At 44.5% G+C, this 19,567-nt stretch carries 17 protein-coding genes and 1 pseudogene; 10 read left to right on the top strand and 8 right to left on the bottom strand.

Going from position 1 to position 19,567, the window contains the following annotated elements; translation table 11 throughout:
* Positions 1-72: 72 nt before the first annotated feature.
* Together ACJJIQ_RS14310 and ACJJIQ_RS14305 are read right to left on the bottom strand one after the other, a co-directional pair.
* Positions 73-669 (bottom strand): SLATT domain-containing protein, encoded by a 597-nt coding sequence (locus ACJJIQ_RS14310; protein WP_445362272.1) that lies wholly within the window; start codon positions 667-669, stop codon positions 73-75.
* Between the two features lie 191 nt (positions 670-860).
* A complete protein-coding gene (locus ACJJIQ_RS14305) occupies positions 861-1,538 on the bottom strand; it encodes an outer membrane beta-barrel protein (protein ID WP_445362271.1) in 678 nt (225 codons plus the stop codon).
* Positions 1,539-1,969: 431 nt separating this feature from the next.
* Between ACJJIQ_RS14305 and ACJJIQ_RS14300 the strand changes: the two genes are divergently transcribed.
* The 3 genes from ACJJIQ_RS14300 (at position 1,970) to ACJJIQ_RS14290 (ending at position 6,667) form a co-directional block, all read left to right on the top strand.
* Entirely contained in the window at positions 1,970-3,349 is a 1,380-nt protein-coding gene (locus tag ACJJIQ_RS14300) for an SLC13 family permease (RefSeq protein ID WP_444933934.1), read from the top strand.
* Between the two features lie 160 nt (positions 3,350-3,509).
* On the top strand, positions 3,510-5,693 hold the full coding sequence (locus tag ACJJIQ_RS14295) for a S9 family peptidase (protein ID WP_445362270.1): 2,184 nt from the start codon (positions 3,510-3,512) through the stop codon (positions 5,691-5,693).
* 305 nt (positions 5,694-5,998) lie between these two features.
* A complete protein-coding gene (locus tag ACJJIQ_RS14290) occupies positions 5,999-6,667 on the top strand; it encodes a DNA-3-methyladenine glycosylase I (protein WP_445362269.1) in 669 nt (222 codons plus the stop codon).
* A gap of 218 nt (positions 6,668-6,885) precedes the next feature.
* On the opposite strand, the gene ACJJIQ_RS14285 is transcribed toward ACJJIQ_RS14290, so the two are convergent.
* Together ACJJIQ_RS14285 and ACJJIQ_RS14280 are read right to left on the bottom strand one after the other, a co-directional pair.
* Positions 6,886-7,227, bottom strand: a complete 342-nt coding sequence (locus tag ACJJIQ_RS14285; RefSeq protein WP_445364819.1) for an SIMPL domain-containing protein — start codon at positions 7,225-7,227, stop codon at positions 6,886-6,888.
* Between the two features lie 42 nt (positions 7,228-7,269).
* Positions 7,270-7,512 carry an SIMPL domain-containing protein gene (locus tag ACJJIQ_RS14280; RefSeq protein ID WP_445362268.1) on the bottom strand — a complete coding sequence of 81 codons (243 nt, stop codon included), beginning with the start codon at positions 7,510-7,512 and terminating at the stop codon, positions 7,270-7,272.
* 373 nt (positions 7,513-7,885) lie between these two features.
* Here ACJJIQ_RS14280 and ACJJIQ_RS14275 point away from each other — a divergent pair, with 373 nt between their 5' ends.
* Positions 7,886-10,114 (top strand): hypothetical protein, encoded by a 2,229-nt coding sequence (locus ACJJIQ_RS14275; RefSeq protein ID WP_445362267.1) that lies wholly within the window; start codon positions 7,886-7,888, stop codon positions 10,112-10,114.
* Positions 10,115-10,252: 138 nt separating this feature from the next.
* On the opposite strand, the gene ACJJIQ_RS14270 is transcribed toward ACJJIQ_RS14275, so the two are convergent.
* The gene (locus ACJJIQ_RS14270; protein ID WP_445362266.1) at positions 10,253-10,861 is read right to left on the bottom strand and encodes a class I SAM-dependent methyltransferase; all 609 of its coding nucleotides are present in this window, start codon (positions 10,859-10,861) and stop codon (positions 10,253-10,255) included.
* Between the two features lie 637 nt (positions 10,862-11,498).
* Here ACJJIQ_RS14270 and ACJJIQ_RS14265 point away from each other — a divergent pair.
* A complete protein-coding gene (locus ACJJIQ_RS14265) occupies positions 11,499-12,716 on the top strand; it encodes a hypothetical protein (RefSeq protein WP_444907544.1) in 1,218 nt (405 codons plus the stop codon).
* Between the two features lie 86 nt (positions 12,717-12,802).
* On the opposite strand, the gene ACJJIQ_RS14260 is transcribed toward ACJJIQ_RS14265, so the two are convergent.
* Positions 12,803-13,753, bottom strand: a complete 951-nt coding sequence (locus ACJJIQ_RS14260; RefSeq protein WP_445362265.1) for an alpha/beta hydrolase — start codon at positions 13,751-13,753, stop codon at positions 12,803-12,805.
* 72 nt (positions 13,754-13,825) lie between these two features.
* Here ACJJIQ_RS14260 and ACJJIQ_RS14255 point away from each other — a divergent pair, with 72 nt between their 5' ends.
* Positions 13,826-14,356: a redoxin domain-containing protein gene (locus tag ACJJIQ_RS14255; RefSeq protein WP_445362264.1), complete on the top strand. Its 531-nt coding sequence runs from the start codon at positions 13,826-13,828 to the stop codon at positions 14,354-14,356.
* Between the two features lie 688 nt (positions 14,357-15,044).
* Here ACJJIQ_RS14255 and ACJJIQ_RS14250 read toward each other — a convergent pair.
* Positions 15,045-15,431 (bottom strand): DUF2750 domain-containing protein, encoded by a 387-nt coding sequence (locus ACJJIQ_RS14250; protein ID WP_444907547.1) that lies wholly within the window; start codon positions 15,429-15,431, stop codon positions 15,045-15,047.
* A gap of 711 nt (positions 15,432-16,142) precedes the next feature.
* Between ACJJIQ_RS14250 and ACJJIQ_RS14245 the strand changes: the two genes are divergently transcribed.
* Both ACJJIQ_RS14245 and ACJJIQ_RS14240 read left to right on the top strand, forming a co-directional pair.
* Positions 16,143-16,550, top strand: a complete 408-nt coding sequence (locus ACJJIQ_RS14245; RefSeq protein ID WP_445362263.1) for a hypothetical protein — start codon at positions 16,143-16,145, stop codon at positions 16,548-16,550.
* A 74-nt stretch (positions 16,551-16,624) separates the two neighbouring features.
* A complete protein-coding gene (locus ACJJIQ_RS14240) occupies positions 16,625-16,849 on the top strand; it encodes a hypothetical protein (RefSeq protein WP_445362262.1) in 225 nt (74 codons plus the stop codon).
* Between the two features lie 1,734 nt (positions 16,850-18,583).
* Here ACJJIQ_RS14240 and ACJJIQ_RS14235 read toward each other — a convergent pair.
* Positions 18,584-18,661 carry a hypothetical protein gene (locus tag ACJJIQ_RS14235; RefSeq protein ID WP_445364818.1) on the bottom strand — a complete coding sequence of 26 codons (78 nt, stop codon included), beginning with the start codon at positions 18,659-18,661 and terminating at the stop codon, positions 18,584-18,586.
* Positions 18,662-18,936: 275 nt separating this feature from the next.
* Here ACJJIQ_RS14235 and ACJJIQ_RS14230 point away from each other — a divergent pair, with 275 nt between their 5' ends.
* Together ACJJIQ_RS14230 and ACJJIQ_RS14225 are read left to right on the top strand one after the other, a co-directional pair.
* Positions 18,937-19,284, top strand: a complete 348-nt coding sequence (locus tag ACJJIQ_RS14230) for a hypothetical protein (protein WP_445362261.1) — start codon at positions 18,937-18,939, stop codon at positions 19,282-19,284.
* A 55-nt stretch (positions 19,285-19,339) separates the two neighbouring features.
* Positions 19,340-19,501 (top strand): annotated as a pseudogene (locus tag ACJJIQ_RS14225) (transposase); the annotation flags it as partial.
* Between the last annotated feature and the right edge of the window lie 66 nt (positions 19,502-19,567).

Below are 19,567 nucleotides of genomic sequence, written 5' to 3'. Positions count from 1 at the left end.
TTCGGTTTGTTACTATAGGAAGTGGAGAAGTCACCACTTCCCCAGGAAAGTACTGCGGTATTGATGGGGGAGTTAGCGGCTGCTCTCTGCGATTTCGAGAGCCTCCTCGGCGACTCTTTGCGCAGTGGCCTGGCGATTACGCATCTGTTCTACCAGGGAGGGCTCCCGGTTGGCCTTCTGGTTCTGGATATGTACCGCTTGCCTGTATACCTTATCTGACACAATAAACTCTTCCGCTCGCTGGTTGATTTCGCTGTAGCGTGTATTCAGTTCTGAGATCTTCTTGGATAGATGTTCAAGATCCAGGATATCGTCGAAGTAAAGGGCGATCAGCCGCTCGCACTCCCTGGCGATTGCAAGGTACTCATTGCCTACCTGCCGGTGTCCCTCATAGTTCTTTTTAAAATTGAAGAAAGTTTGCACACCGCCCAATAGCGCGGCCAGCAGGGCCAGCGCCGCACCACTCCACTTGGTCCAATCAGGCAGCTCCGCATTGATCAAGGAGAAGAAAAGCGAACCGAGGAATAAGTTGACGACAACGATGGGCACCCCGCAAAGCACATGCAAATTGCGCCCCTTCATAGAGGCTCGAAAGTGGCTGTGTTTGCACAGGTGAGCATTCCAGCGGAGCTTCTCCAGGACTTCCACGGTATTGGGTATAGTGCTCATGATTCCTTTCCGCCCTCATTCTACTTCTAGCTATTGTGGGCGATAGTTTGACGGATGCCAGCGAGATGTACAGGGAAGATGACCACATTCGAAAGTTTGGACTACGGGGGTGGCCTAGATGTTCCGTTTTAAGCCTCGGGAGGAGGTATGTGGGTACTCACATCCTCCCGAGGCCAAATGCTTTGCAGGAATTAGAAGCTGTAAATGATTCCCAGTGCAGTGAAGTTAGCTTTCTCATCTTCTATTTCAAAGATGGTGTGCTCAAGGCCAATATCCCAAGTGCCAGTAGACCAGGATATCTCTGCACCATAGTAGGGATTACTGCTGCTCTCTTTCTCAGCATCCCAATCTCCAGACCAAGAGTCGCTTTCTGACTCCAGGAGCTCTCCACTTGGGGAGTACCAGCTGCCGGAATAGGCGTAACTAGCTGTGCCACCAGAGGTTTTGCGCCATTGGTGAACTCCAAATCTGGCACTCGCGTTTAGGTGTCTGTGCAATTGTGCCGTAAATGCAGTGCCAAGGCTGTACGATTTATACTCGGTTTTAGCGTGGCTAGCAGAAGAAACATCTACGATATATTTATAGCCATCAATGTCATATTCACCTTCATCGTGCAGTCCATATCTAGATTGCTGCTCTAGGCTACCCAGATCAGTCATTCCTGCTTCAATAGCAATATACTTATTGATGCGATAACCAAGAGTAAATCCATAACCAGTAGAGTCTAAGTCTTCCTTAGTCACATAGGCGTTATCGGAGGAGTCGAACTGTGTGAAACCCAGAGAAGCCTTCAGATAGAAAGGCTGTTCTTCGGCGTAAATACTGGAACTGAATAACGCGATAACAGCGGCGATAGCGGTGCGTTTCAAGGGGTACCTCATATACTAACTGGTCGTTTTTTATACTAGTTCTCACTTTAGGATGGCTGAGCATCTATTTAGTGCGGACTAAAAAGCTAAAAATAATGGAATGTCATTATTGTATATTTTTACCTATTTTTCTAAAAGTGCCCGCTGATAGATTTTCTTATTTGATGGGCTCTACTCAATAAGTGGTTACTTGCTTGCATCACAAAGTGAAGGTTAATACCGTGAGTGAAAATCAAGCAGTTATGTTTACTCCATGTTGCTCCTAAACGCTTATAGAATTTCTTCCTCTGAAGTACTGCGCAGACCGCCTACTTTCTTGTATTTTGTATACCTGCCTGAGATGCGTTAACAGATGCCTTTACTGGCCTGAACCTAGAATCTCAGGAAATATAAACTTATAAAAATCAACCCTTGAGTTGTTGGGGGCAGGTATGTCGATTGCGCGGCAGCGCTTTATAGTTTTGGGTCCTCTTTTTGCTGTGGCCTTCTATTTCTTTGTATCAGCGTTGGGAATGCAGTATCTACCGGCAGTAACTGCTGCAATTACCTTGTTAACAGTGATTTGGTGGATAACGGAGGCACTGCCAATCCCCGCAACGTCACTGGTGCCTTTTGTCCTCTTGCCTCTATTTGGAGTAGCGGATCATCGGGAGGTGGCAGCTTCCTTGGGAAGTCATGTCATTCTGTTGCTGATGGGGGCCTTTATTTTGTCCAAGGCCCTGGAGAAAAGTGGGGCCCACGAGCGCCTTGCCCTGTATATGTTGCGTATTGTGGGGGTCTCCAGCGGCCGCAGGCTGGTACTCGGATTTATGTTGGCGGCAGGCTTCCTGAGCATGTGGATTTCCAATACCGCTACCACATTGATGATGCTGCCTATAGCCCTGGCAATTCTCAGTAAGATCGATAACGAACGCTTAAGTATTGCCCTGATCCTGGGTATTGCCTATGCCGCAAGTCTGGGTGGGGTAGGTACTCCTCTGGGCACGCCGCCCAATGTTATTTTTATGGGAATATACGAGGAAGTAACCGGACGAGAGTTTAGCTTTCTGGGTTGGATGAAAATAGGAGTCCCAGTTGCTTTGGTGACACTGCCTATAATGGCCCTCTGGCTGACCCGTCATGTGCATCTGAAAAATGACATTGAGCCCCCTCAAGTGGGAGAGTGGAGGCAAGAGGAAAAGCGAACCTTAATGGTTTTCGGTGTGGCAATTCTCCTATGGGTTACTCGCAATGCACCGTTTGGTGGTTGGAGTGAATTGATAGGTATTGATGCTGCCGGTGATGGAACCGTAGCTCTAGCAGCCGTTGTCGCTATGTTTCTAGTGCCTAACGGTAAGGGAGGGCGCCTGCTCGATTGGCAGACCGCAGAGACGATCCCCTGGGGAATGCTATTACTGTTTGCCGGTGGTATAGCGCTAGCAAAAGGTTTCTCCAGTTCCGGACTGAGCGATATGCTCGGCAACGGTCTTTCTTTCCTGACGGCGATGCCACTGTGGTTGTTGTTGGTAATTCTATGCCTTAGTGTGACCTTCTTGACAGAGATAACCAGCAATACAGCTACGGCAACTCTACTTATGCCAATTTTAGCTGTAGCCGCCACTTCAGCGGGTTTTGAGCCCATGGTGCTGATGATACCTGCGGCGATGAGTGCCAGTTGTGCATTTATGCTGCCTGTAGCTACAGCGCCTAATGCGATTGCGTATGGAACCGGTAAAGTACGTATACAGGATATGGTTCGAGAGGGCGCGATACTTAGTGTGACAGCATCGCTGATAATAGCGGGGATGAGTTGGTTGATCCTGGCTGGTTAGTGTTCGCCAAGGCCATAAAAGTAGGGCTTAAATAGTTGTTAGAATATGTATTTAAAGGTTGGGTATTGGAATTCACACGCTGATTGAGTCTCTGAGGATCAAATTCAGACAATAAAATATCAATGGAACAAAGAAAAATAGGTAGGAGAGATAGAGTTCTATGAATAAAACCACGGCAACACTGTTGCTCACCCTTAGTTTAGTAGGGTGTGGCGAGACAGAAAATAACCAAGTAGCAGAGGACAAAACCTTGTTTAGCGAGCAGGCTTCCGCTCCTGTAGCCAAGAAAGTGCCTCATAAAATTGTTATGCATGGTCATGAGCGTATCGATAATTACTATTGGATGCGCGATGATGAACGTAAAGCGCCAGATGTTATTGCTCATCTCGAAGCAGAAAATGCTTATACCGACTCGGTAATGCACCACACCAAAGAGTTACAGGAATTACTCTTTGAGGAAATGACTGGTCGTCTGGAGAAAGATAAATCAACGGTCCCCGTTTACTATAATGGTTATTGGTATTACAGCCGCTATCTTCCCGAGAAAGAATACGCGATCCACGCGCGACGTAAAGGGACCCAGGAAGCACCTGAAGAGGTTTTGCTGGATGTGAATATGCTGGCTGAAGACCACGGCTACTTTAGTGTAGGGCGCCTGGCGGTTTCTCCCAGTAATCAATTGGTAGCATATCCTGAAGATAGTGTTGGGCGCCGTGTTTACACGATTCGCTTCAAGGACTTAAAGACTGGTGAGATGCTGCCAGATAAATTGGAGAATGCTTCACCAGTTGCCGTTTGGGCAAACGATAACCAAACTGTCTTCTATATCAATAAAGACCATCAAACTCTGCTCGGCTATCAGGTAATGCGCCATAAGTTGGGCACGCCACAGAGTGAAGATGTTGTTGTTTACGAAGAGATGGATAAGGCTTTCTATACGTGGATTTCCAAATCCCGGGATGGGGAGCTGATACGCATTCACCACAGCTCTACAACTAGCAGTGGCCAGTCAATCCTGGACGCAAACACCCCTCTCGCGGATTTTGCTCCCTTATACCCCCGGGAAGAGGATCATGAGTATTCAGCGCTAAAGTTAGGGAATGATTTTTATATCATGACTAACTGGCAAGCTGAAAACTTCCGACTTATGAAGGTTGCCATGGATGACGCAGCAGATAAGTCTAATTGGCAGGAAGTCATACCTCATAGTAGTGAGGTTTTGTTGGAAGATTTCACTTTATTTGATCATCATCTGGCAGTAATAGAACGAAAAGCGGGGCAAACGGGTCTCCGAATTATCAATTTAGAGAATAATAAAGACTTTCAAGTCGGGTTTAATGATCCAGTATATAGGCTGGGCTTGAGTTCAAACCCAAACTTGGACTCAGAGAGTGTTCGAGTATCTTATTCGAGTTTAACGACACCAAATAGTGTCTATGAAGCCAAGCTAGATAGTGGCGATTTGGAATTGCTTAAACAAGACAAGGTTCTGGGTGGTTTTGACCCAGAGCACTATCAGAGCGAGGGTATCCTGGTAGCTGCACGCGATGGTGTTAAGGTGCCAGTATCTTTGGTTTATCGTAAAGATAAATTTAAGAAAGATGGCTCTAATCCATTACTGCAATATGCCTATGGCTCATACGGTAGTACCGTTGACCCCTGGTTCCGCTCTTCAGTAGTGTCTTTGCTTGATCGTGGTTTTGTATTTGCTATTGCCCATATTCGTGGCGGCCAAAAGTTGGGGCGTGCCTGGTACGAAGATGGAAAGATGTTCAATAAAAAGAATACTTTCACTGATTTTATCGACGTTACCAAGGCGTTGGGGAAATTAAAATATGGCGCCCCTGATAAGATCTTTGCTTCAGGTGGTAGTGCCGGGGGGCTGTTGATGGGGGCGGTAGTCAATATGGAGCCGGATTTGTACCGGGGAGTTACTGCGGCGGTGCCATTTGTTGATGTGGTAACTACCATGCTGGATGAGTCAATTCCCCTGACTGTTAATGAGTATGACGAGTGGGGCAATCCTAATAATAAGGATAGTTACGAATATATGCTTTCCTATTCTCCCTATGACCAGGTGAAAGCTCAGGATTACCCCAATATGTTGGTAACCACTGGGCTACATGATTCCCAGGTGCAATACTTTGAGCCAATGAAATGGGTGGCAAAGTTACGCGAATTGAAGACCGATGAAAATCAGTTGTTATTCAATACCAATATGGAAGCCGGTCACGGTGGCTCTTCGGGTCGTTTCCGTCGCTATAAGGAGACCGCTTTACAGTATGCATTTTACCTCGATTTACTTGGGTATAAAAATGGAGAGACTGATAAGAAGGTTAAGTAATAAATCTGTTATGCTTATTTTAGAGATATAGGTCTGATTATGGGTAGCTAATTATTCTTTATATTTCTACTTAAGTATCATGTAAATAAAGGGGAGCTAGCTTCCCTTTATTTGTTGGGGAAGTTGAAATGTCCTTTTCTTTTTCAGCTTTCTGAAATATTAACTTCTAGAGTCAGTTGGCTTTTCGTGTTGTTTGGGCAGGATAAACACGCATCACCTTTTTAGTATTCCGCTAAAACTCCAAATGCTTTGAATTTCTATTTATAGGCGTAGAATGGAGATAGATTTACTGGAAGGTCTGAATTATGCGTGAGTTCGCCGCCATTGAGGCACCTGTGATTGATCGATTTGGAGGGTTAGACGGACTTCAGTCGAAGCTGGTTAAGCCAAAGCCTGCGCAGCTCTTGAGAGAGATACATGATAGTCTGTGGTTGTCATCGGCATCCCGGGCTGTTTTTCAAGCCGGTTTTAGTTGGAAGGTTGTTGAAAAAAAGTGGCCGGATATAGAGAAGATCTTTTATGGCTTTGATGTTTCATTCTGTCGTTACTTACCGGAAGAGGCGTTAGATGACCTAATGCGGCAGGAAGGTATGATCAAGCACTGGACTAAAACTCGCTCCATTCAGAGAAATGCAGACTTCTTTTGGCATTTATCTAATGAGCATGGAAGTTTGGGAGCGTATTTCTCTAGCTGGAATACAGACAACTATATTGAGAATCTTCTGTACTTGCGTAAAGGTGGTGATCGACTCGGCGGTAAGACTGCCCAAGTATTTCTAAGACGAATGGGAGTTGATACTTTGGTTTTTGCAAGTGATACCATTCGAGCCTTAATCCGAGAAGGGGTTGTCGACAAGTCTCCCTCCTCCAAGAAAGACTGGGCTGCACTAAAAGCAGCCATCGAAACTTGGCAGTCCCAGTCAAATCGTAGTTTGAATGAGATTAGCCAGATATTATCACTTTCAGTAGGTTAAACAACTGGGGTATTTAGTTGGTAGATGTTCCTACCAACCTGAATGCTTGATCGAAAGTTAATCGGTTATAGCTGACGGCACAACCTGAAAGTCCACGGACAACGAAGCCTCATACTGAACTTCGTCGAAGGAACTAACCTCTGTTTCTATATATGCTTCTGAAAAGCTATCTTCAAGTTTACTGTTTCTAGCTCTGGAAGCAGTAACGATAACCTCTTCTATAGCTCCAACTCCCGCTGTCCATGATAGCCGATATTCTTTGTACGGATATTGACTGGAGTTAACTGAATGCTCAGGGTTCTCTCATAGTCAGCTTTTTGTTCCATGATTTTGGCTAGCGCCTTAGATCGGACCTTTTTTGTATATTCAGATACTTCTGAATGCTCAAAAGAAGTACTCACTATTTCTATTTCTTTATTTTCATCGGTTAGCCTTGCGATAGACTGTAAATGTCCCTCCTTGTTAATAGTTATTGCAACCCTGTTAATAACTTTATAGCTGGAAGGATTTTTGCCTAGCCAACCAAATTGTGGGGAAGATGAAAATTTTGAATTTTTAATCTTAGCTCGGTCTATGCCAGCCTTTATTAAGCTCTCGGTTAATTATTCACGCAAAGAACTATTGCTGGCAATGGCGTCTGATAGGAGAGGCTCTTCAGTGGTGACAATAATATTGACTATAGCTTGGTCTGAATAAGCCGTTTCTTTTGCACTGCCGTGGAGAGTCAAAACTCTTGATATTGGGTAAATTAGGTCGCGTAAGTCCTGGGGGGAGCCTTTAATCTCTGGGGTTGCCATTGAAAGGCTGGGAATGATTAGCGAAGCTAAAAGAGCAAGTCTTTTCATATTGACACTTCCAAACTGTGAATAAATGACAATCTATCAGGAAACTGGCTTATTGCCGATCAATGGCACTATATCGACTTTCCTAGTTTCCTTCCAATTGTTGCAGCTGAAACAGTTCATTGTAGCTGTATATTCGCAAAGTATCGCCCAATTACCATTCATGATACGACTATTACTACTTTGGTATTTTAGTACCGCTTATCGCTGCAAAATTACCATTTATCGGTCTCAGCCAGGTTCTAAAACCAGTTCACAGACAATCGATTGCATCACTTTAAAGTGCGCACTTGGTCATCAATTGAGGATAAAAATTCAATGGATGACAGCAAGCAATAACAAATTATCTTAGTGACATACGAGTTGGGCAGAGCTGATGGGTTTACTGGTAAATAAGAAGTTAATAGCGCTTTCTTTGACGGCATTGCTGGCCGCGTGTGGAGGTGGTGGAGGGAGCTCCTCTTCGGATTCGGACAACCCCTCTTCAGATAGTAGCGGTAGTGGTAATAATAGTGGCGGTAGCGGTAGCGGTAGCGGTAGCGGTAGTGGTAGCGATCAGGGTTCGTCCGGTAGCGATGATAATCCGATCTCGGATAATGTGGGCACTACAGTTGTGGTGGGAGACGTAGAGCATACAGATTTAGGCTTCGCCTCATTGACTGCCATTGACGTAACTTTGCCAGAAGGTATGAACAATGCCCGTGAGGTTTACCAGATGGCACACTATATAGCGCGAACTGACGGGGAGCAGGATGAAGAGGATATTGATATCCCGATTCGTAGTTATACTGCGACCTGTGCAACAGATACCGATACTCCGAGAATGTTTGTTTCCACTACTTTGTCAGAGGGGGACACTGCTGCGGATACAACTCACGGTTCTATTTATGAGCTACAGTATGATCCGGATACTTCCAGTTTTGAGCCAACAGGTAATGCAACGCTGTTAAATCAGTGTTATGAATCCCACGGTGTGGCTGTAAGCTCTGATTGCTCCACAGTAGCAGTTCTATGCAATACAGATTATCAAGCCAATGAGCGTTATGAGGTTGAAGCTGACCTTGTTGAGCAATACGGTTCAACGTGGATGAAAATGGAAGATAACATTGACACCATTGAATCCCGTATTGCGAATGAAATTGGTCTTCTGGTTGCGACCAACCACGGTAAATATATCGACTTCTTTACTGAACACCCTACGCTGACGTTTGACGATTTCCTTCCTGGTTTGAAGGCAAACTTCCCGGATACTGATTTTGGGGACTCGCCATCCTTTACCACTATTAAAGATTCCGATATGCAAGAGGAGATGGAGTATATTATTTCCAGTCTTTCCTCTGGCGACTATGACGATTTACTACAACACATTCGAGATGCCAGTTACAGCTATAACGAGCAGGTTTGGCTGCTAGAGTGGGAAAATCAGCCTTTAAGTGAAGTTCCTGATGCTTACGTAGTAAATAAAATGCACGGTGGAACTCATCTTGGTGCACAAGAGCTGATTTATGTTGAGGCTGACAGCCAGGGTCGTAGTAGCTATGGTTTCTCGGTTTCTGCTCGGGTATTTGATGGGAATGGGAGTTCTCATTATTCAGCGGGCTTAACGGTTATTGACCGTAAAAATTGGTCCCTGGATATGAGCAGCTCAGATAATCGCGGTTGGTATTGGGCCTGCGGTGACGGTCATGTAGTAAACATTCGCTCATTCTATAATCCAGACAACGAGATGTTTGGTGCAATTTGCACCAGTGATTGGAACGACTGGATAGGTAGCACTCATGGGCAACTGGGAACCATTGCAGTGAAAATGGAAACTTCCAGTTCGTCTACAGAAGGGCGCTTTAATCACTTCGTACCATCAACGTCTGCGATGGTATCAAATGGTGGCGGTCATACTGTTGTACCAGTGGATGCCAATACGAACCTTTCTTTGATCGTCTCGCCTAAATATATTGAAGATGCGGATATGGATCGCTTTCTCCAGGATGAGGTTGGTATTGATCCATCTGGGGAAGGCCCGTTTGATGAAGATTGTGCAGATTACGACACCACAAACTGTTTCCTGTCCTATATGAGTTATAACTATTGGGAAGATGACGATAATTTCTCCACAATAACAAGGCAGGGACTTTATTCTGGTGATGCATTAGACTTCAGCTCTTTAACCCGTGTTGGCATCGCCAAAATCAGCTCTACCGGTAGTATGGAAGGCCAGGGTTTTAATTGGTTGGTTGAGGATGATGATTGCCAAATTAGTGATCCACAACTTATTGATTTAAAAAATGGACGCTACTTATTTGGGTATGCAAAATTCCAGTGTATTTCTGATAACCTGGCCTATAACCGTATTTATGCTGACAGCGGCTCTAAAAGATTATTAGTGCCAAAAGCCTATTATGTAATGGAAGTTGATGCAGAACTAAACGTACTTGAAGGGCCAATCGAGTTACCTAATTATGGATGGGGTGGTTTGGATGAGCCTATGTCCTTAGGTGATGGAAAAGTAGCTTGGACTTATATTAAAAACCCCACCTACGATAACTATGTAAGTGGTCAGCAAAATGTTTGGCAGGCGATGATTTACCATTCAAATAGCGTTAATTAATTTTGTCTCTTGAACTGTTGTAATGATACTGGGAGATAAATTTGGTAAGGGGGCTCCCCCTTACCGCCCTCCTATTTTTTTCTAATCGAATTCGTCCTGATTTCTGAAATATGGCCGCGTATATGGGGAATGAAGAACTTACTTTTTTGCTATCAAAAAAATTGATTCCTTACTAGGCTGCCACTCCTGGTCAATAAAAAAACCAACTCGTGTAAGCTTGTCTAAAAGCTCCTGTCTGTCAATTTTGTGGACATAAGGGGCCAGGTTTATGCGTTGCATCACTGGGATCAGGAATCGCCAATTGCTTTTCTTAATTAATGCAGTACTTGATACAAATATGCCCCCCGGTTTTAATAAATTGTAAACCCGCGCGATAGCACCATCTATATCCTCCAGAAGATGTAATATATTTAGCCCTAAGATGGCGTTAAAACTATCTGGTTCGAATTTTAGTGAACCTAAGGTGCCTTGTTGAAAACTTATGTTTTTTATGGAAGCGATTTTTGCTTTTTGCTTGGCAATATCCAGCATCTTCTCGGAAATATCAGTAGCAGTTATACTGTTTACATAGGGAGAATGATGAATAGCGGTGCTGCCGGTGCCGCATCCAAATTCCAGTACAGACCAGTCTGCCTGAAAATATTCTTGTGTTATAGCCAGTTTTCTCTTGTAACTTTTTAAATCTTTTATAGGGCTTTTGCCATAGCGCGCTGCAGTTTTATCCCAAAACTTTTTTGGCTCTATCATTTTTCCTTCCTACCGTAGATGTTCAATGAGTATGCATTCGGCCGGCGGATAACTTACTACTAGATGATTACCTTTTGATTTTAAGTGTATGTAGTATATTTCCCGAGTAGTTAGCCTCTAAAAATTATCTCCGTAGAGATTCTCATATATTTATACCTTGTAATTCTTGCTGCATGTTTTAATTTAGTGCCACAATTTTTATGGAAAGGGTGCATAACGTGTCATAGGTATATCGATAGAAAAGTGGCTGCGATACTTGTGTGCTAGGATAGGGCTTGGTTGAAATTTAAGCGATCCAGCCTTTTCTTTATATAAATCATTTCTTCGAAAAGATAGCTTGCTCCAAAATTTTTTTGGAAGTGCTCACTCACCTTTAGTTTCATTAATACTGTGACCTAGAGCGAAGTCGCGGTTTTTAGTTTTTGCGAACTTTGTCACACTCAGGTGAGCCCCCTTCTATTTGTGACTGTAAAGTCACTTTGCTTGTCGCCCTAAGATTCTGTTTGGCGCTATTAGTCATATTCTTGGCACTTATTAACCGGATACCTTTCGCAAGCCATAAAACAGTCTCGGCAACATAAAAAGACAATTTAAAAAATTGGGACCAAGCCCGAGCAAAAATAAAAAGGACATCACAATGACACTTTATCAACGATTGGGTGCGAGCTTCTCTTTACTATTAGCGGGGCTTTTGGGATCAGCCTCTGCAAGTGCGGATAACTGCTACATCCTGGTTCATGGCCATGGTACTGAGGGCCATATCAAGCAGCGTACTAACTCCCAGGGTAATCTTGAGCAGCCGGCTTTAGATTATTGGAGTGAGGCCTACTTCGATGAATACGCGGGTAGTGACTTTATTGAACAATTACGTGTAAATGGCGGCAATTACGGTGTGGTTGGTTACAACTCCACCGATGAGGGCGAGATGCCCTACTGGCATGACGGCACAGCGGGTGAAATCGCTCGGCAGATAATCGCTATTCGCAATGGCGAAGGCGATGATTATGAGCATGAAAACCAGTGTGCTGCCGATGACACTTTCTATGTGATTGCCCACAGTCAGGGCGCCACCCAGATGATGTACCTCGCGGGCAATGCCGTACCGGGGTCCCCTTACTATAACCGTGCTTACAACCAGCTGGATTCCAATACTGTGACCGAAACCTCGAAGGTTTGTACTGGCTCCTGGTTCTGGAAAAGCTGTAAGACGAAAACCGAAACCGTTAATGTCGCAGGTCTGAATGATAGCTACGCAGTTGAAGTGGACTTTGATACTGCCATTAGCGGTATCGCGGCAATCTTTACTACTGGTGGTGCAATCACCGGTACAGAAGGGGTTGATCGACTGTGTAACGGTAGCTGGATCGAAGATTTGATCAACGATTGGTTTATCGGTCGTGAGTGCGCAGCAGTACGTTACCTGCAAACCAATGATGTCTATGCTGTACGCAACTATGTCGGCACCAACCTGGCTGCACCGGTTTATACCATTGGAGGCTACGCCGGTTTCCCAGGTATTGAGAGTGCTAGCTCTTTGCTGTTGGGCGGTGAGGACGATGGTTACATCAATCTGGCTTCCCAGATGAACTGCTCTGGTTCTGCTAAGCGCAACTTGTGGTCAAATCTGAAGGAATACAAGACCTTCCTGGGCATCGCTTACGGTAGTGCTATCTTCTCCTGCGATAATGACAACAAAGGGACAGCGCGTTCCTATAACCTAGCGAGCATTTATACCGACCATGATGCTCAGCGTAATGGCGGTATCATGGCCCCAGACTACACCGGTATCCCCGATGGCCTGAACTGTGGTGCCGGTAAAAATACGGCTGGTCGTATTGCTGCCTGTACAGAGTAATTGCCTCATCGTTTTAAAAAAGCCCGCTTTTAAGCGGGCTTTTTAGTTAGCGGGAATCACATATTTACTTCTATTAATTTTTAGCTCTAGTGATCCTCTACCACTTGCAAATTGTTCTCTGCTTTCTCACGAGATATTTCGATCTCTTCCGCAAAAATCTCATGGATGCCGAAACGGTAACTGTCAGTACTATTTGCCGCATGGGTACCGCCTGGAATCGTTGTAAATGCAACGCGCCAGGGAGTGTTCTCTCGTTCTTTCCAGTACTGATGCCAGGAGAGTGCATCTTTGCGCAGGTTTGGCATGTCTTTGGAGCCACTGGTTACTACCAGAGTCAGATCCTCTCTTGTCGCTTGTACAGGTTCCCTGTAGAAAAATTCCTGTTGTGGTAGGAAGGTGGCATTGCTGGCTATCAATCCTTTAAACAGGTCGGGCTTAGAAAATGCCGTGTAAAGCACAAAATATCCCCCTCGACTTTGACCGAAGAGAACTCGTTGATGAGGGTCTACCGAGTAGTGGCTTTCAACTGCTGGCAAGAGCTCCCGCTCTAGAAAGTTGAGAAACTGCGGTGCACCGCCATACTTAAGTGTGTCACTGTCACTGTCACTGTCACTGTCACTGTCACTGTCACTGTCACCGGGTAGTGAAAAGTCAAAACTCCGATGATTGATCTCGGGTTTAAATGAGCCGTAAGCAATACCTACGATAATCGCCTCGGGGGCGTAATCATCGTAATGCATAAACAGGTGATTAGTAGCCAAAATTGGGAACAGTGAATCCCCATCGAGGAGATAAATGACCGGGTAAGTTGTATCCTCGTTTGGATTATAGCCCTCAGGCAGGCGAGTATAGATATGGTAGGGGCGCCCAATAATCGCTGAATCCAGCTTAAAGTAGTCCCCTTTCAGGGCAGGCAAAAACTCAAGAGGCTGGAAATGACTTTCAGGAGAAGAGTTACTTTGGTGATTAGCAGGGCAGCCACTTAGCAGTCCGGCTGCTAATAGCGTTGATAGAAAACGAATAAGGGGCTTTTTCATCGAATCTCCTATACTAACGATGGGATTCATTGGTTGACCAATTCTATTCTTATATTCTCAAGTGGGGTGCTAATGAGCAATATAAAGCTTGCTGCTGGTATCGATTTTCCTGCAATAGAAGTAAAGCGACTTGGTGGAGGTGAGTTGGTACTGGGGAAGGCCGAAGGTAGTTTCCCTTGGCAGATGGTAGTCGTTTACCGAGGCAAGCACTGCCCGCTTTGTACCAAGTATTTGCGTGTATTGAGTGTGCTACTACCCCGCTATCATGCGGAGGGTATTGACGTAGCTGCTGTCTCTGCCGATACGGAGGAAAAAGCTTCTCTGCATATGGAAACAATTCAGCCGGGATTTACTGTCGGTTACGGTTTATCAATACCCCAAATGCAGCAGCTTGGGCTCTATATTTCAAAACCCCGCTCCCCTGAAGAAACAGATAGGCCCTTTGCTGAACCGGGTGTTTTTGTCATCAACGAATCTGGAAGGCTGCAAATAGTCGACATTTCCAATGCACCTTTTGCGAGGCCTGACTTGCAAACGCTATTGGTGGGTATCGAGTTTATCCGAAACCCTGATAACCATTACCCAATTAGGGGAACATATTAAGGTTTTTTAAATACTCTGCTAATTCAGGGGGTTATATTTGGATTAAAAGTTTGTAGTAAAGTTAGAGATCTGGAATTTAAGGGGGTAGGGTAGTGACGAATGCTTTTCTCTCAGAGGTGAATAACTTCAAGCTTAATCCAATTGATAATAGTAAAGTCGTATTAATTGATGGCTCCAACCAAAGAGCTATACCCGTTTATGGTAGAGAGATTGTTGCTCAATACCAATTTCTCGATAAAGTGTTAGTTATCCTACATGATTGATGGTCTCTGGATCAGGGAGTTAATATCTACCTGCTCTCTAGAGGAAGAATTTTGGATTTTGCTTTGAGTTCGGATATCGACTTATGGGGAGATTTAGATGACGTGAAAGTTATGCAGCCGGATACTATTTGCTTTTCTTTTCCGAGTGCTTTGCACTGGCGACTGCGCTGCTATAAGCGGGCAAGACCGGCTTTATATCTTTCTCTTCCTTATAGTTTTTGGTGGCGTCGAAACTTATTTTATTCCTGGTTTTCATTGCAACGCCTCAAGTGAATAGTATATATAAATATCAGGCGGCGAATCTGTAATTGTACATTACCCAAGTAAGATAACAGGTGTTTACCCTGTTATCTCACTTTTATTCAATAGAGCTGAACTTTCTTTGTCGGATTTTTGAAGCGATAGCTTCAACGTGAATAGCCTATTTAGAAATTGTTCAGCTCTTCCCGTAGATCGATCTCTAGTTCCTCTGAGCTAGTAATCCATACGCTTTTATCCGGCGCAGGAAACACACCTATTTCAATGCCGTCACCTTTTAAGCCAGAAAGCCATTTCTTTAAAAACTGTGGTAAGGGAATACTTTTAGGGGTGAGGCCCGTTTCATTCTCAGCATAGGCTTGGGCAAATTCAGCGCTTGGCCATACTGGCAGATATTCAAAGCCACCATCTTCATCGGTGTGTATTTTAAGAAAGCAATTTTGGCTATCGATCAGTATCCAGATCTCCCGCTCTTCTCCGGCTATGCTCAGAAAATACTCGTAGCGATCTTCACAGCTGAGATTAGTTATTTCACTTAAATCTGGGGTACTCATATATCAATTCATTGTAGCTAGGTAATAGGCGAGTAGGGATAACTGAAGGCCTGCTCATCTAGAGGCATAGCTGTTATACCAATTAATGCGGGGCATTATGCGCGAATACAAGCCGCTATCCAAATGCTTTGCCGAGATGGTCAGCGGCAGGGGGAGAGAAAGAGTTTCTATAGAACTTAAGTCTATGGTTAGAGTGAAGAGGAAATTGGAATGCTCAAAATAAAAAAAACGGGCATTAAGCCCGTTTTCAATACTTCTCTTCCTGTGAGCGACTACTTTCTCCTTTTTAGTAATTCGCTAACCAGGAAGCGCTGTGAATACCGTCATTCAGTGACATTAAAATTACTGTAAAATCAATAGGTTACGCGTCTATCACACCATCAAGTGACTCTTAGATTGATAGCATCTGGCGACTCTGGTGTAGAAAAAGGACACTATCTGATGACTCAACCTTTATTGAAACTCATTCATGGGGGGGGCTGCTTTCTATCTAAGTTGTCCACTACACTCAGTTTGCTCAAGAAAAAGCACCCGTTTATCTCATTTAGCTCATAACCTAAACATTCGTAAAGTTGGCCTTAGTAGTTGCGGTTCAGTGCCGGTGAAAGCCCATCACAAAGCAGGTTGGCTACCGTAAGGCCTCCATGCATCATCTGCTTGTTGATGACCCAGCTGGTAGCGCTGACGGAGTAACGATGAAAGCGTATTATTATGTTGGAGCCACGTCGCTTAGCCGCACGAACTGCAGCAGTGCGAATGGCTTCTATGCTGGGTGAGAGAGTTGGTGAAACCGTTGGGTTTCAGGTGCGGGGGGAGCGGAAGTCCAGTAAAAGGGCTCGTATTCTGGTTGTAACTGAGCGCATTCTCACACGCCTTTTACAGGCAGATCCAGAGCTGATATCAAGCGCCCTGATTATATTCGAAGAGTTCAATAAGCACAGACTGCGGGCGGACCTCTCCTTCGCCCTGCATCTCCAGTCCCAGGAGTACCTGCGAGACGACCTTAAACTACTGGTGATGTCAGCCGCTCTGGATACTGATGCGATCTCCTCACTGCTAAACGACGCCCATACCATCACTAGTGAAGGGCGAAACCTCGAATACCTTGAACAACGGTAGGAACCTGAGAGTCCGCGCCAGATGCCATCATTAATGGCAACGTGCAATCCTTGCGTAGGGAGGAAGGTAGTATTTTGGCTTTTCTGCCTGGAGTCGCCGAGATCAAGCAGGTGGAAACCTTGCTCAGGGGGCGACTAAATAAGGATAGCAACCGGCGAATTATTGTCATCGCCCCACTGTTCGGGGATTTGAGCCGGGAACAACAGGACCAAGCTATATCTCCCTCAGCAGAAGGAATACGCAAAATAGTTTTGGCTTCTAATGTGGTCGAAACCAGTCTGACTATTGAGGGTGTTTGAATTGTCATCGATTCCGGACTCGTTGGAACTTGACCTTGTAGGGTGGACCCGCCTAATGGTTGTAAAAATGTCGGAAAACCACGGATATGCTAGAAAAAACGGATGGGATAGATCAAAAAAAGCTAATTTCTCTACAGATTTTGTAAAGATTGGAAGTTGTGCTCGGAAGAGTAAGATTATTTCAAAAGCCTGATAGTGAACAAGGCCCTGCTGTATAGATATCGTGAGGCACGATAGTAATTTTCTAATATCCTTTACTATTGCCAAGTGTGCCAATCATTATTGGAGCTTGGGGTGCCTGAAAACTAATATATGTAATTGGTACGAAGGCGTTAAATAAATAGGCTGCTCTGATCTTAAAAAAATATATATTTTAGTTGTGATCTCTTGCTCAGAATAGGCTGACGGTATTTGACTATAGCAGGGATAATCTTTAGCGGTTAAAGTCAATTTTTGCCTGCTTATAGCAGGTGAGTGATCAAATAATCAATGGACAGATTTTTGTCAATGATGAATTTACTAAAATTTGCTCTTTGCTCGCTAATTTTTTTCACGCATTTAGCTGTTAGTCAGTCCATTTCTTATCGTTATGATGAGCAATCACGCTTAACTGAAGTGATTTATCCAGATGGTATTTCCCTAAATTACACCTATGACAGTATGGGAAATAGGTTAATAAAGAGAGTTGAGCGTTCTGACATCGATAAAAAAATACCAAGGAAACCCAGGTTAAAATTACCCAGTAATTATTTGGAAGTAGAATATCCAGTTGTTAACCTAGAGTGGGATTTAGAGCAAGGTACGATAGAGCCTAAGTATTTTGAAATTTTCTTAGGGCATGATTCCAGTCCATCTCTTTATAAATCGGCGATTACAGGCATGACAATGGAATACATTATGCCTGAACTTACTGCTGATCCAATTTATTGGCGTGTGGTTTCCGTATCGGAAGATGGAAGCAAAATATCGAGTGATACTTACCAGTTTAGCCCTTTGGATGGCGATTCAGATGGAATTCCTGATCATATAGAAGATTTACTGTGTACAGATAAAAATAGCTCTGATTCAGATGGTGATGGATTATCTGATTATCAAGAAAATAAAGTAAGCTTTTACCATAGGGATGTGGGTGAAACTGATCCGTGTGATAATGATAGTGATAATGATCTAATCCCTGATGGTTGGGAAATTGCTTATGGTATTGACCCGCTAGTTGATGATAGTTCTGAGGACTATGATAACGATGGTATTTCGAACTTTGTTACATATGTGCTCGACACTCCTGATTACCCTGCTGCAGCGGACCGCGATGCAGATACTCTACCTGATGTTTGGGAGGCCGCTAACGGGTTAGATCCTTTACAGGCAGACGATGCAGTACTTGACCGGGACGGCGATGGTTTTAGTACGGTAGAAGAATATCTGGTGGGCCGGGATCACAATGACATTAACGATAAGCCCCAAGGTACTTGGACGGATTTTGAAGACGCTACGCTGTCACCGTTCCACTGGTTTATGCGTGATTCGGTTGCCTGGCAAGTGGATGATGAGCGTACAGTAGATGGAAGCCTCTACGCATTACGCCCAGGGGTAATTGGCCATGGCCAGCAATCGACACTCGAAACAATTATCAACAGCCAAGGTGGATTGTTCCGTTTTGATGTGTCAACCAACTCTGAAAATACGCATGATAAATTGCGGCTTTATATTAATGGCCAATTGGAAGGGACGTGGTCAGGAGAGCAGGCATTCTCGATTACGGGTAAGCTCCCTGCTAATCGTAGGCTGGCTAACACCAATATCCCTGGCGATTGCCCTCTGGCTCCAATCACTTTTCTTTAGCGCCCAGATCTGGCATCGTTATTCTTCGGTCAGCTGTCGGTAGCATTCTGTCATCACTTAATCTCTTGGTGGAGAAGAAGCGGCAGATGTTACCTTCAGATGACCGTTCTTTTCCAGGGGGTTAAGTGATGCACTTCAAAGTTTAATGCAGGAAGCTATATAAATTTGACAATAAAAATGTTGACAAAGGTAGCTCTTTACAGGTTATCTTAATAGGCGAATTACATTCAATAGGGAAGTTGGTTGTGAAGAAGTATAACGTTGTCCGGAAACTGTTCATTGCGTTGATAACCGTTTTGGCACCCACTCTTGCGTATTCCGGTACGGAAGACCAAGCGACTAACCCTGATCCCGAACTGTCAAGCAGCTCTCAAGTTACGAGAAAAATAGAAGGCGAGTTTTCCGTAGATCCGTCAGGGAACTCGAATTACACAATCCCATTATTTGTTCCAAAAGGCACCGCCAATCACCAACCTTCAATTCACATTTCATACTCAACTGGAAGCGGTATTGATTTAGTTGGATATGGGATGGATATTGGTGAGGTCTCCTCAATTGTACCCCGTCAGCACCTTCCGGACATATTAGCCTGATTGCATATGTCTAAGAGACACTTTTGGCTCATCGTTACCCCTGAGTGGAATGGTGATGACTAAACGAGGCCAATCAAAACATAGTGCAGAGAAAGCTGTACGTGATATCCGCAGTGCCACACGACGTCAATACTTCGCTGAAGAAAAGCTCCGCATAGTACTGGAAGGTCTTCGTGGTGAGGATAGCGTTGCTGAGCTATGCCGACGCGAGGGCATTACGATAATTCAGCAATAGTACAAGCTTGATGAGAAAAACCGTCTCTTAAATCAGGCAGCAATGTGT

The sequence above is a fragment of the Microbulbifer maximicatervae (SeqCode) genome, from assembly GCF_052468295.1.
The sequence above is the reverse complement of the archived record's forward strand: the minus strand, read 5'-3'. Positions and strand labels throughout refer to the sequence as shown.